At 43.8% G+C, this 14,132-nt stretch carries 12 protein-coding genes; 8 read left to right on the top strand and 4 right to left on the bottom strand.

The features are described 5' to 3' along the window. On the bottom strand, positions 1-945 hold the full coding sequence (ku, locus tag ACT3ID_RS05140) for a non-homologous end joining protein Ku (protein ID WP_491540920.1): 945 nt from the start codon (positions 943-945) through the stop codon (positions 1-3). Positions 946-1,634: 689 nt separating this feature from the next. Between ku and ACT3ID_RS05135 the strand changes: the two genes are divergently transcribed. Beyond that, positions 1,635-2,093, top strand: coding sequence for a hypothetical protein (locus ACT3ID_RS05135; RefSeq protein ID WP_491540919.1), 459 nt, complete (start codon positions 1,635-1,637; stop codon positions 2,091-2,093). Here ACT3ID_RS05135 and ligD read toward each other — a convergent pair whose 3' ends face one another. Next, positions 2,094-4,475: a non-homologous end-joining DNA ligase gene (ligD, locus tag ACT3ID_RS05130; RefSeq protein WP_491540918.1), complete on the bottom strand. Its 2,382-nt coding sequence runs from the start codon at positions 4,473-4,475 to the stop codon at positions 2,094-2,096. Between the two features lie 52 nt (positions 4,476-4,527). Then, the gene (locus ACT3ID_RS05125) at positions 4,528-4,743 is read right to left on the bottom strand and encodes a dodecin family protein (RefSeq protein WP_491540917.1); all 216 of its coding nucleotides are present in this window, start codon (positions 4,741-4,743) and stop codon (positions 4,528-4,530) included. Between the two features lie 403 nt (positions 4,744-5,146). On the opposite strand from ACT3ID_RS05125, the gene ACT3ID_RS05120 reads away from it, so the two are divergent. Both ACT3ID_RS05120 and ACT3ID_RS05115 read left to right on the top strand, forming a co-directional pair. Then, a complete protein-coding gene (locus ACT3ID_RS05120; protein ID WP_491540916.1) occupies positions 5,147-5,353 on the top strand; it encodes a hypothetical protein in 207 nt (68 codons plus the stop codon). A 67-nt stretch (positions 5,354-5,420) separates the two neighbouring features. Next, the gene (locus ACT3ID_RS05115; protein ID WP_491540915.1) at positions 5,421-5,816 is read left to right on the top strand and encodes a hypothetical protein; all 396 of its coding nucleotides are present in this window, start codon (positions 5,421-5,423) and stop codon (positions 5,814-5,816) included. A gap of 14 nt (positions 5,817-5,830) precedes the next feature. Here ACT3ID_RS05115 and ACT3ID_RS05110 read toward each other — a convergent pair whose 3' ends face one another. Next, positions 5,831-6,358, bottom strand: a complete 528-nt coding sequence (locus ACT3ID_RS05110) for a hypothetical protein (protein ID WP_491540914.1) — start codon at positions 6,356-6,358, stop codon at positions 5,831-5,833. A 146-nt stretch (positions 6,359-6,504) separates the two neighbouring features. Here ACT3ID_RS05110 and ACT3ID_RS05105 point away from each other — a divergent pair, with 146 nt between their 5' ends. From ACT3ID_RS05105 to ACT3ID_RS05085, 5 genes are all read left to right on the top strand, one after another. After that, the gene (locus ACT3ID_RS05105) at positions 6,505-8,016 is read left to right on the top strand and encodes an FAD-dependent oxidoreductase (protein ID WP_491540913.1); all 1,512 of its coding nucleotides are present in this window, start codon (positions 6,505-6,507) and stop codon (positions 8,014-8,016) included. Between the two features lie 189 nt (positions 8,017-8,205). Then, positions 8,206-10,539 (top strand): glycosyltransferase family 4 protein, encoded by a 2,334-nt coding sequence (locus tag ACT3ID_RS05100; RefSeq protein ID WP_491540912.1) that lies wholly within the window; start codon positions 8,206-8,208, stop codon positions 10,537-10,539. Positions 10,540-10,545: 6 nt separating this feature from the next. After that, complete coding sequence (locus ACT3ID_RS05095; protein WP_491540911.1) at positions 10,546-11,589, top strand: glycosyltransferase family 4 protein; 1,044 nt, start codon at positions 10,546-10,548, stop codon at positions 11,587-11,589. Between the two features lie 33 nt (positions 11,590-11,622). Beyond that, on the top strand, positions 11,623-12,579 hold the full coding sequence (locus ACT3ID_RS05090; RefSeq protein WP_491540910.1) for a glycoside hydrolase family 130 protein: 957 nt from the start codon (positions 11,623-11,625) through the stop codon (positions 12,577-12,579). A 16-nt stretch (positions 12,580-12,595) separates the two neighbouring features. Further along, on the top strand, positions 12,596-14,074 hold the full coding sequence (locus tag ACT3ID_RS05085) for a glycoside hydrolase family 130 protein (RefSeq protein ID WP_491540909.1): 1,479 nt from the start codon (positions 12,596-12,598) through the stop codon (positions 14,072-14,074). Positions 14,075-14,132: the final 58 nt, after the last annotated feature.

The raw sequence follows: 14,132 nt of genomic DNA, 5'->3' as shown, positions 1-14,132 counted from the left end.
TTAACTTTTCTCCTTCAACGCCTCGATAAGCTCTTGTTTATCCATCTTTGATCGACCTCTGATATTGGCTTTTTCTGCCTCATTGTAGAGCTCTTCCTTGGTCCAGTCGTCGTTATATTTTTCGCTGTCAGCCGCCTGTCCACCGTCGGTACGTTCGCCATTTCCTTTTTCGCCATTGCCAGCAGCGGCAATGCTTTCCTTCAAGGCAGTCATAATATCTCTGGTTTCGGGCTCTTTCTCTTCTACACTAACAACTTCTTTACCCTCAATCTTGGCTTCAATCATCTCTTTCATCTGCTGATAATAATGATCCTCCATATCGATATCAGAGAATGATTTTGTCATCTTGCTCACCAACTCTTTCGCCATCTCGAGCTGATCCTCGTCTACCTCTTCCTCTTCTTCCACATAGGGTACATCTTTCATGCTGCGTAATTGGTTCGGAAAACGAAGCTTATACATTAAAACACCTCCTTCATAAGGCTTCAGCAAAACAAGTGATTCTTTATTGCGAAGCACGACTCTCCCGACGGCTGTTCTTCCGGTATCTTTCAGTGTTCTGGTAAAAAGCCGGTATGTATCAATTCCGGACTCACTTTCAGGTCCGATGAAGTATGGCTTGTCATACAACATCGGGTGCGTCTCTGATTCGTCAATAAATCCTTCCACTTTGATGGCCTTTGAAGTGCTCGGCTTCACCTTTTCAAAATCCTCATCCTCAATAATTACATACTGATCAGGCTCATACTCATATCCTTTCACGATATCTCCTTTCTCGAGCGGTTCACCGGTCTCTTTATCAGTTTTGGTATATCCCACCGGGTGATGTTCATCCTTGGTAAGCCAGTCGAAGCTGATCGACTTTCCCGAATCAACCGCGGAATATAGCCTGATTGGGATGTTAACCAGGGAAAATTGAATATGTCCTTTCCACATTGTACGCATAAAGCACCTCTTCTCTTTATTATGTACAGTCAAAATACTGCTGAAAAGTTCCCTCACAGACGAAATTTTGAATTTTCAAGGATATCCTCCTCTCTGACATAATTGAGCTAACTAGAAAATTTTGTGCAATTTATAGTTAAAGGCAGGAAACTGAGGATCTTTCTCTTGTACCTTTTAATTGAGCCAAAAGGATTTTGGGACAGATATCAGTATAGCAAAAACAATCTGGTTTTTCCTATGCCGCGGTAATCTCGAAGCGGTTAAGGCATATTTTAAGTTTGGACATTGCCACATTCCATGAATCTTACAATCCTGGAACTGCTCCTTTTACAATGACACTTCAGCTGTCTTCAGACAGCTTCTGGTTTTACTTCTTAGACCAATCCTTTCAAGGCTGGTCTATGGAGGACTGCTCCGTGGGTAACAGGCAAATTGAGTCAGCCAGGAGGTCCCCAATACAATCCTTGGAAAAACACGGTGTTGTTGTCTAACAGTGCAAATCACCGTAACCACTTATATCGGGAGCAGAGCTCCCTCGTAACCACAAAATTGAGCGCACATTCCGCATTTCATAAAGCATTGTGTTACTCTGTGTCTGCTGTGTGAATCCTTGTATAATATAAAGGAACAAAAAAGTTATCTTATGGGTACTTATTAAAAAGAGAGTTTGAACTCAAACCCATCCTGCAATGAGTGAAGATAAAATAGTGACAAATGGAAAAAGAGTGCGACAACAAACAGACTCAGAATTGAATTTTGAAATAGATGAAGAAATCCTGAAAAACATCAAGCATTATTCCGATTTATCAGAAGAAGTGATCACCAAACGAATTAAAAAATTGGATCGGGAATGGGATATTGAGCGCATGTTGGAACTAAATTTATCCACACTGGCATTAACCGGAATTTTTCTAACGCTGTTAAAACATCGCAGCTGGATCATTCTACCGACTGTCACCCTTGGATTTTTTGCACAACACGCCATCCAGGGATGGTGCCCGCCCCTGCCTGTATTTCGCTTTTTTAAGTTCCGAACACGCAACGAAATCAATCAGGAAAAACACGCCCTCAAGGCCCTGCGCGGAGATTATAAAGATATTAAATCGGCCGAGGAGGCTTTTGTGGCGGCCAAAAAACAAACCCGCTAATTAATCTTCAAACAGGTCGGGACGCAAACGTACGAATACTGCTTCCCGAAACAGTTGATCGTTTGAAAGGCTGGAATAATCGACTTCAACAACAACTTTCGGTTCCACCCAAACTGTATCTTTTTCACCCGTCAGATCATGATCTATCGGCTTTTCTGTTTCATCCAGCTCTTGCACCAGCTCATACACTTCGGCAAGAGTAGATTGATCAAAACCGGTGCCCACTTTTCCCCGGTACTGCAGCTCACCTTTAGATCGCTCTGCCAGATGCAGAGCACCGAAGTATCGAGCCCGATCTCCCGTTCCTTGTGTATAGCCGATCACTAAACAATCAGCCGTCGTCTGTATTTTTACCTTCTGCCACAGATCTGATCGCTGGCCGGGATAATATTTGCTGTCTTTTCTCTTTGCCATGATACCTTCGAGATTATGAGCCTTCGCCGCCTCAAAAAGCTGTCTGCCTTCATCCAGCGCCTCACTAATGCGGTAGTATCCCCCTTTCTTGATGATATCCTGCAGCCATTCGTAGCGCCTCGTCAACGGTTCGTCCACAAGCGGTCGCCCGTCGAGATACAGGCAATCGAATACATAAGCATAGACTGGATTCGATTTAGACAATCTCTCGATAGTATTTAATGATGAAGTTTTTAATCTGTTGATCACCTTCTGGAAATCAGGACGTCCTTCATCATCCAAACAAACTATTTCGGCATCAAACAATCCAGCCGTTGCCCGCAGGCTGTCGGGCGCCTGCAATTCAGGAAATTTATCCGTAACATCATTTTGATTACGAGTTCTTATTCGGATATTACCATTCTCGAGCGCTATCAACGCCCGGATGCCATCCCACTTCACTTCGTAGCTATAATTTCCTTCAGGTGGCTCGGTAACCCGCTTCGCATGCATGGGGTCAATGCGATCATTCAGCCAGTCCACCGGCGACTCTTCAGCCTTTTCAAGTAACCAGTTATCACCATCCGTGCGATACATGAAATATTCTCCGTCAAATGCATCACTCATCAGATTAAAATGGAAACTGCCCTCCTTCTCTTTGGTGACTTCGTATGTGCCCCCGGAAAATACCCACATTTTTCCTCCGCCATATTCTCCCTTTGGTATTTCTCCCTCGAAAGTCAGATATTCCAGTGGATGATCTTCAGTCTGCACTGCCAGCCGTTTGACTTTGGGACGCGGCGGCATACCTTTGGGCACGGCCCATGATTTAAGAACGCCATCCTGCTCAAGACGCAGGTCATAATGTAGCCGGGTGGCATAGTGACGCTGAATTACAAAACGCTGCCCCTCCGACTTCATCCATTCGGGCTTTGGTTCGCCGGTCTTTCCAAAATCTCTTTTACTGCTATATTCTTTCAGCTGATCGGCTGATTTATAATAGTCGGAATCCGGTACTCCATTACTCTCATGTTTGCTTTCGGCACGTTTAGTGTGAAGAGGTACTGCATGCCGGCTGATATTTTTCCAGGCATCCCCGTCGGTATTTACTTTTTGCGCTGCATTTTTGATATGGTAATGATCCGCACTTTTTAACTGGGATAATTCCTGCCACTCCAGCGGCATAGAAACAGGCGCTCCCGGCTTGCCCCGCAGGCTGTAGGGGGATACAATCGTCTGGTGTGTACGATTGCGATAGATATCGATCAGAATTTTCCCCTTGCGAGCCTTCTTCTTAATCTGAAGCGTTGCCTCATCACCATGCGAATCCAAGTAATCCTGAGCGATCTCTTTGGCCGCCTCAAAGACTTCGGACATGCTGTTTTTGGGCACTATCGGCGCCAGCAGATGTACTCCCTTACCGCCGGTTGTTTTAACAAAGGGATGATATCCATATCCCCGGAGAAGATCTCTCAGCTTAAAAGCAGTTTCGATCACCGACTGAAAATCAGCATCTTCAGGCGGATCCAAATCAAACGCCATATAGTCGGGTTCATCGTAATGCGGTCGGCGGCTGTGCATCTGGTGAAGCTCGAGAGCAGCGAGATTAGCCAGCCAGATCAGTGTTGCCTGCTCATCGGCCAGGGTATAATTCTTCTTTTCATCGGTCCCCAAAGCCACCGTATCGATCCAGTCTGGTGCCCAACCGGGTATGTTTTTCTGAAAAAATTGATCTTCCCCTATTCCATCGGGATAGCGTATCAGCGTTATCGGTCGGCCTTTGATATGGGTAAGCATTATCTCACTAATGTTAAGATAATACTCAATAACTTCTGCTTTCGTAATTTTGTCCTGTGGATAAAGGATCTTCTCCAGATTCGAAAGCTTGAGCTTGCGATCACCTACATTTACCCATTGATCATCCCTGGCCATAGCTGTATCACTCGTTTCAAATTCACCATCTTTAAAACAGTATGTTACATACATCATATAACGCTTTCAGGTCCCGAGCAGTATCGGGACGCTGAAAGGTTATTTCTGCCTAAGACTTCTTCTTCGATTTGCTTACAACGAACGTAACCTTCGCATTAATACGATAAAATTGGATTTCATTATCTTCTACCATAGCCTCTATATCATCCACCCATACTTCTTTTATTTGATCAACAGTTTCTGAGGCTTCAGCTACAGCGTTTTCAAATGCTTCTTCTATGGTATCTCCTTCGGCCAGAATTTCTATAACTTTGGCAATCGACATATTATCTCCCTCTTTTAGATTATTTATTCGTGATTGGAAGGCCCGTTTGATATGGTAAGACCTCCCTGAAATGGTTAAATCTGTTACACGATACTATGTTCCTTTATTTCTCTCTACTGATTGATCTCGACTATCTTTGCCCCACGCAAAATGTGTATATATCGATTGATGACGAGCGCGGAATTAATTCACGAACTTTGGATTCAATTGACGACAATATTATCCGCTCACACTTTCCAAAAAGTTCCGAGGGAGTTGCACTCCCGAGGTCATAAGTTCGCAGATACAATCTCCTCATAACTATGATTTTTCTAATTTCTGGTTCAATTCTTCCATTAAGGAACAATTATTCATGATAAAATCTATATATCCTACAGGAAGTTTTTAATTGAATCCAACTATTATGTCAGATTCTGATAACGAAAGATTACCAAGCGAAGAGGAACCACAAGAAGAGTTTGTGGATGACAGCGTCTCGCAAGAGATTGACGAATCGAAGTACGAAACCTGGTCAATGGATAAACTTCAGGAAGAAGCAAAAAAAATAGAATTACCTAATTACGACAAGCTCTCAAAAAAGCAGCTTATTGAAAGGTTAAAGAACTATTGAGAATCTGTCTTGTAAAACAGATTTCATCAAGAACCAAAGAATCAAGGGAGCGTAAAGGGATCAAAAAATGAATCAAGCTACTCGGATAAATACGCTGGCTGTAATTCATGGGCTTTATTATTGCGCTACGGGATTCTGGCCCATCATTCACATGGATAGCTTTTTATTTGTAACCGGACCTAAAGAAGATTTATGGCTGGTTGAAACAGTTGGCATGCTTGCTTTCGCCATCGGATTGGGACTTTTCGTTGGCGGGTGGACAGAAAATATAACATTTCCTCTTGGCCTGATAGCCGTCTCCGCCGCCATCGGGTTTATACTGGTAGATGTCATTTTTGTTTGGGGGCTAATTATATCTCCCATCTATCTGCTCGATGCTGCAGCAGAGTTTGTCTTTTTGGTCGCCTGGATCATCTACATATTTAAAACCCGATTGTGGCAGCGCCGGACGCCAGCTGGCTGATTTCAGTTGCTTATTTACTGCTCTGAAGCAATTTCAATTTGTGTATCAGGATCTCCCGTACTTGTTGGAATATCAAAATGAAATTCCTGCGTATAGGACGGCTTTTCTCCCTCCTGGAAAGCTTTGTACAACCGCGCATATTCCTCCCTGGCATCCTGCACCGACAAGGTTTCGGTTATAATATCATGTGCCAGATTAATGGCCACAAAATTCATTGAGGTCCCTCCGCAACGGGCCGACATCTCTCCTTTTGTTCTTTCAGCTATCACACTGCCATCAAATTCAGCAAGCTTGGAATACATCTCGACCGGGACCTGATAATCTATAAACTGCTCCAGATAATCGGTATGAGGAGCCGGAAATTCATGGGGAATCTCTTCGTTGCGAAGCACGGTCCGCTTCCAACCATCATCAGTATTGTACCAAATCAATTGGGAATCGGAATATTCATCCGGTTCTCCGTAATAATCCAATAACCGCTCTGCTGATTCTCTGGGATTTTCACTCCAGTTCTTAATAACCTGTTCAACTGATTTATCCATATCTACCTCTCTTTTTTTTTGATTTATTTCCTTAACCGAATATTTGGCAAAATGATTTACCTATTTATTCGAAATCTTGAAACTTTTCCTGCAGAGTTCGATTAATTAATAACAAGGTGATATTCTTAACTATATGAGAGAGTTTTATGAAACAGCTTACATCTATCTGGAGAGATTTTGAAAAGGTACGCGATTATCCGTCGCTGCAACAAAATATTTCAACTGAAGTAGCTATCATCGGCGGTGGTATCACTGGCGTTACAGCTGCAAAAGTGTTGGGAGAGGCCGGTATCTCTTCAGTAGTGCTTGAGAGTAATACGGTGGGCTCTGGCACAACCGGCCAAAGTACCGGCAATTTATATTATACCCTCGACAGCCACCTATACGGATTAGAATCAAAGTACGACAGCGACACCGTTAAAGCTGTAGCCGCATCACGGGCTGAAGCCCTGCAACAGATGCGCCACTGGATTGAAGATCATTCCATGGATTGCGATTACCAAAAAGTACCTTGGTATCTGTACAGCAGTAATCGTCACAACAATGATACTATCAGAAAAGAACTGCAAACAGCGAATCACTCCAAGCTGTCGATTACAAAAGCTGAAAGAAGCGACATACCCTTTCCGCTGACTGATGCCATCACTATTGACGCACAGGCTCAGATCAATCCGCTGAGATATGTCCAAGAACTTGCGACAACTGTAGATTCAGGTTTCTGCCAAATCTATGAACAAACACATATATCATCAGTAGAACGAGAAAACGGGGGCTTCGAGCTGCACACATCTGGTGGTAGAGTCACAGCGGAAAAAGTTATTCACGCTACCCATACGCCCAAAGGATTAAAATTTGTACAAACACTTTTGGGCCCCTATCGCGAGTACGGTATCGCCTGCAGAGCTGAAAATATATCCCACCCTAAAGGAATTTTCTGGGGATTGTATAATGAGGGAACTGTTATTTCTACCCGGATGTACAGCAGAGATAATAAATCATTTTTGTTAGTGATTGGTCACCCACACAAAGTAGGACAGAAAGAAGAAAATCAGCAGGTGATCGAATCCCTAAAAGATTTTGCGCGTAACCATTTTGACATAGGAGAAATGGTATACCGATGGGGCGGACAGCATTACCGCCCGGCCGATCTGCTACCCTTTATTGGTCCCGCCCGAAAAGGATCAAACGAGTTTATAGCTACTGGATACTCCACTGATGGGCTAGTTTACGGCACATTAGCCGCAATGATCATTGGCGATCAAATTGCGGCAAAAGAAAACAAATGGGCTGACCTTTACGATGCTTCTCGCAAGCAGCCAGTGAAATCAGGCCCAAAATTCCTGAAAGAAAATATTGATGTTGCTACACACTACGCAGAGTATTTCACTACGCCTAAAGAGTTAGATCTCCAGAAGTTAAAGGCAGGAGAAGGAAAAGTAGTAAAAAAAGAGGGGCAACGTCTGGCTGTATATCGGAATGAAGAGGGAGAGCTTGAAGTGGTATCGGCTATCTGTACACATATGGGCTGTCACGTCCATTGGAATAAAGCTGAGCAAACCTGGGATTGCCCCTGTCACGGCAGTCGTTTCGATACTGATGGCACGGTAATCGAAGGACCTGCTTTTAAACCACTACAAATAAATCCTGTTAAAATATAACGGACGCTTTTGTCGCTCAAAATTTACTACAGATAAACCACAAATTATACTTGACTGCTTTTAAATTCTATTTGGTAGTTTAGTCAATCTTTCCCCTGCAGGGAATCAACAAATTGAAGAGAAATAAACCCAAAAAAGGACTGGCTTTCCAATCCCATTTACCAGTCCCATAAAAAAGAGTTAGAGAATATGAGTACATCAGCAGCTTCCCAATCGCACGACATTAACTCCATTGCAGTGATCGGCAATTACCTGCCAAGAAAATGCGGTATTGCCACATTTACGACCGATCTGGTTCAATCTCTGATAGCACAAAATTATCAGTGCAAAGCCCTGGCCATAAATGATAAGCCCGAAGGTTATGACTACCCTGAAGAGGTACGTTTTGAAATCAATCAGGATGATCTTTCTGATTTCTATACCGCCGCAAAATTTCTGAATATTAATGAAGTCGATATTGTATCGCTGCAGCATGAGTTCGGAATCTTTGGCGGCGAAGCGGGCGATTACATTTTAACGTTGCTCGGTGAACTTAAAATGCCGGTGGTTACTACACTGCATACGGTTTTAACTGATCCAACCCAAAAGCAGATAAAGGTTATGAAACGATTGGATAAGTTATCTGATCGTTTTATAGTCATGAGTAACAATGCCATCGATATTTTAAATACCCTGTATGACATTCCCCGGGAGAAAATTGCTTACATCCCTCACGGCATACCTGATATACCATTTGTAGATCCCAATTATTACAAAGAGCAATTTGACCTGTTGGGGCAAAAAGTACTGTTGACATTCGGCCTTTTATCCCCCAACAAAGGTATTGAATACGTTATCAAGGGATTGCCGAAAGTTATCGAACGATTTCCGAATTTAACCTATATCGTGCTGGGAGCCACACATCCTCACGTACTCGAAAATGAGGGAGAAAAATATCGTCACTATTTGGAGAACTTAGTCGAGGAATTAGGTGTGGAAGATCATGTCATCTTTAAAAATGATTTTGTGTCGTTTGAAGAACTTTGCGAATATCTTTCGGCTTCCGATTTGTACATCACGCCTTATATACAAGAAGAGCAAATTACATCGGGCACGCTGGCTTACGCCGCCGGCACTGGCAAAGCAATTATTTCCACACCCTACTGGTACGCAAAAGAGATGCTGGACGATGAACGAGGTTGTCTGGTACCCTTTGAAGATGAAGATGCCATTGCATCTACCATAAATGAATTATTTGAAAATGATGCCATGCGTCATCAAATGCGTAAGCGGTCATATGATTTCAACAGAAATGCTACATGGGAAGAAGTTGCGAGACAGTATGTAGATCTTTTCGGTACTATAAAAAAGGATCACAATCGCCACCCACGCCCACAAAACGCCACCACGCTCAATCAGCGCCCGCTTGAAGATACGCATCTAAAACTGCCACAATTCAATCCCGATCATCTTAGAATGCTGACCGACGATACTGGTCTTATGGAACACGCCGCCTTTGCAGTTGCCAAAAGAAATCACGGCTACTGTACCGATGATAATGCCCGCGGATTAATAGTCGCGATTAAAGGTCGGCAATTGCGGCAAATAACACAGAGTGATGAAGAGAACTTGAAAAAGATGGGCAACAGATATATGAGTTTTTTACTGCACGCCTATAACACAGAAACGGGTCGATTTCGAAACAACATGAGATATTCACGGAAGTGGCAAGAAACATCAGCCGGCTCTGAAGATGCACATGGCCGCGCGCTCTGGGCTTTGGGAGAAGCAGTTTCGTTAGCGGATCAACAATCAGATATGGCACTGGCTTCGTCTCTATTTCTGCGTGGACTCAAAGCCGCTGAAACATTCCGCTCACCTCGAGCTATCGCCTTCACGATACTGGGGATTGATGCATATCTGAATACATTTTCCGGAGACTCCAAAGCCCGCCGCATCTATATCAAACTGGCCGAAAAAATATTTAATCAATTTAAAGATCACGCCACAGATGACTGGCCGTGGCTCGAAGATATTGTCTCCTATTCAAACGGCAAGCTGCCTCACGCGCTGATACTGGCCGGACAAAAACTGGACCGAGAAGAAATGACTCAAATGGGGCTGCGAGCACTTAAGTGGCTGTTGGAAAGTCAAACCGACAATGGTCACCTCATCCCTATCGGCAATGAAGGCTGGTATGTCCGCAATATCCACAAAGCCCGCTTCGATCAGCAGCCTGTAGAAGCCAACACACTTTTGGAAGCCTGCATAGCTGCTTATGAAGCGGATGGGGATAACTACTGGCTGCGACAGGCAGAGCTTTGTTTCAGCTGGTTTTTGGGCAATAATGATCTTCATCTGCCGCTTTACGATCACGAAACCGGTGGCTGCCGGGATGGACTGCACGTTGACGGTGTTAATCAAAACGAGGGTGCAGAATCAACTTTGGCTTGGCTACTTTCACTTATTGCGATGTATGAATTGACCGAAGATGGAGTTTCGTTGTCGCCCCAAAAAACAAATCGGATGAAAGTAAAGGGATAATTGAATATGAAAATTGCTGTACTTTCACCAATTGCGTGGCGTACTCCACCCCGCCACTACGGGCCGTGGGAAAGCGTAGCTTCAAACATTACCGAAGAACTAGTAAACCGGGGACACGATGTAACGCTTTATGCTACAGGTGATTCTCTGACGAATGCCAAGCTGGAGTCAGTCTGTCCCCGCGGCTATGAAGAAGATCCAGACATTATACCCAAAGTGTGGGAAGCGATGCATATATCAAACCTGTTTGAGGAGGCAGATCAGTACGATATCATCCACAATCACTTTGATTTTCTGCCTCTCACCTATTCCGGATTGACGACAACACCGCTGCTTACGACTATTCACGGCTTTTCATCGCCCGGTATTCTGCCTGTTTACCGCAAGTATGATGGAAAGACGTACTATGTCTCCATCAGCGATGCCGATCGCTCACCGGACTTACACTATACAGCAACTGTACACCACGGTATCAATATTGCAGATTTTGATTTCCAACCGGAGCCTGATGACTATCTTCTTTACTTCGGGCGTATTCATCCCGACAAAGGAGTTCATAAAGCCATACAAATAGCTCAGGCCTGCGGTATACGGCTGGTCATCGCCGGGATCATACAGGATCAGGATTACCACGAAAAATACGTAAAGCCAGAACTTGCGGCCGATGATATAGAATATATCGGTAGCGTTGGACCAGAAAAACGAAATCCACTTTTAGGTAACGCAGTGGCAATGCTGCACCCTATATTTTTTGAGGAACCTTTCGGTTTATCGGTGGTAGAATCTATGGCTTGCGGGACACCCGTTATCGCCTTTAATAAGGGCAGCATGCCCGAGCTTATCGAACACGGCAAAAATGGGTTCTTGGTGGATGATGTACATGAAGCCGTTGAAGCGGTCGAAGATATAAATCAAATAGATCGTACTTATTGTCGAAATTACGTGGAACAGAATTTCACTATAGGAAATATGGTTGATAAGTACGAGGATGTTTACCAAAAAATACTGGAAAGAGACCAAGACGGAATAGCTGTAAAACAAAAAGACTAAATAACGGATTTAGTGTTTAAGGAAAAAGCAGGTATGCGACAATCTATTGTTAGGCGTTATGAAAACAATCCAATATTAGAACGTGATGATGTCCCCTACCCGGTAGCAACCATACACAATGCGGGAGTAGCAAAGCATGATGATCGTTATATCATGTTGTTTCGCTCTCATCAGCACAACGGCCGCTCCATAATCGGAAAAGCTGTCAGCGACGATGGAGTGCACTTTACGGTAGACTCGGAGCCATTTATGGTTCCGGCCGAGGATGGAATATTTGCCAAATATGAAGCATTCGGCGTTGAGGATGTACGCATTTGCCCATTTGAAGATCACTACCTGATCTGCTACAGCGCTTATTCTGAACAAGGAGTACGCATCGGTTTAGCACGGACAGAAGATTTTAAATCTCTGGAGAGAATTACTTTTATAAGCCAGGCCGACATGCGCAATGTGGTCATCTTTCCTGAAAAAATTGGCGGACGCTATGTTCGCCTTGATCGTCCTCATTCCGAAATTCACCCGTGGTCGATCTGGATATCATATTCTCCGGATCTGGAATACTGGGGCGATTCCAGGATGATTATAGAACCCCTGCCCTATCACTGGGACGAAATGAAAGTCGGTCCCGGCGCACCACCGATCAAGACAGATGAAGGATGGCTGAATATCTATCATGGCGTCTTTAAAACAATGGCCGGAGCCGTCTACCGACTGGGTGTGGCATTGCACGATTTAGAAAATCCCGAAGAATTAGTTGGCATAGCTGACCCCTGGATCCTGCAACCCGAAGATCCATGGGAAGTCAGTGGATATGTACCCAATGTGGTATTTACCTGTGCAGCGATACCAGAGCCGGATGGAACGCTCAGAATTTATTGGGGAGGTGCCGATACTGTCATGTGTACAGGAACGGCTAAGATTGATGATCTGATAAAGCTTTGCCTCGATCATCCCCGAAGTAGCTCAACAAAATATTACACTGAATTTTAAATACAATACTAAAATTATGACTAAGACAGCCGAATTGAATATCAAACGCAAAACTCAAGTAATAGAACGTGATGCTTCACGGGTAATTTGTCGTTTGTTACTCCATGAGGGAAATCCGGCCAGAGTCAAAAATATATTTTATCGCGTACTACGGCTTAACGACTCGGAAACAAAGTCACAGCTCGATATGGTATTCAGGGAATTTGCAGATCGTCATCTGGATATCCGCAATAACCTGCGACGACATTTTAAAAAAGTTAAAAGTTATTTGTCACCCGATGAATATTCATCGTTAACCGAAGATCAGGAACTGTTGATTGGCGCCTATTTTACGATGGAGTACGCCATAGAATCTGCGGCACTATTTAATCCATCTATTGTTCCACATCCCGATCAATCAGATGTACCCGATGGCAGTCTGCGTTTTGTGATGAGTTTGCGGGCAGTCGGAGAAGGACATATTTCGTCGATGGTTTTCCGGAGTGGCATGATAGATAGAAAAGGGAATCTAACCTTTGATCCATCCAGCTCGTTTGTAGATACACCAGATGCTTCAAACCCACTCTATGAACGTCAGCTATTTCGTTTAAAACTCAAAGAAATGGGGACGTGCAATGAAGTCACAGAATATATTTTGGAACAGTTACCGGGAGAATTCACTCTCGAAGAGTTACGGGAGGAAATTACTAAGCTGAGTGACAAACCTAGATTCCACACACAAAAGCAGCTGGAATGCTTTAGAGACATGCAGCGGTTGGCAGATTCAAATTATACTCTGCATTTTCATGAGGACCATGATCTGTCCGAAAGAGCAATATTTCCAGTTTCAGAAGAGGAAAGCGGTGGGGTGGAAGACGCCCGCTGGGTAAAATTTCGAAGGGATGACGGATCAACTATCTATTATGGTACTTATACTGCATTCGATGGCAAAACGATCATGCCTCAGTTAATTGAAACCCAGGATTTTACAAATTTCAAGGTCAGCACATTGTATGGCGACGCAATTAAAAATAAAAATCTGGCCTTATTTCCACGCAAGATTAACGGCCGCTATGCTATGTTATCGCGGCAGGATGGTGAAAACAATCATATAATGTTTTCGAATCACATCCATTTCTGGCAAAGATCAGAGGTTATTCAGCGCCCATGCGAACCGTGGGAACTGGTCCAAATCGGAAATTGTGGTTCCCCCATTGAAACAGATGAAGGCTGGTTGGTTTTGACCCATGGTGTGGGACCAATGAGAACATACTCTATCAGTGCTATACTTTTAGATCTTGAAGACCCTACCAAAATTATCGGACGTCTCAAGCAACCCCTTTTGAGGGCGATGGAAGAGGAACGAATAGGTTACGTGCCAAATGTGGTTTATACTTGCGGTGCTATCCTGCATCATGATAATCTTATCATTCCCTACTCGATGTCTGATGTACAACCGGCTATTGCCAGAATAAAATTAGATGAACTTCTTGACGCCATTAAAAGAGAGGTGTAAGATTCTCTTATCTCGCTCCGTATCTCCGGTGCGGAATGCATGCGGTATCTTCACTTTA

Source organism: Fodinibius sp. GM108 (assembly GCF_058386985.1).
Note: the sequence above shows the minus strand (reverse complement) of the source record. Positions and strands in the feature narration are given on the sequence as shown.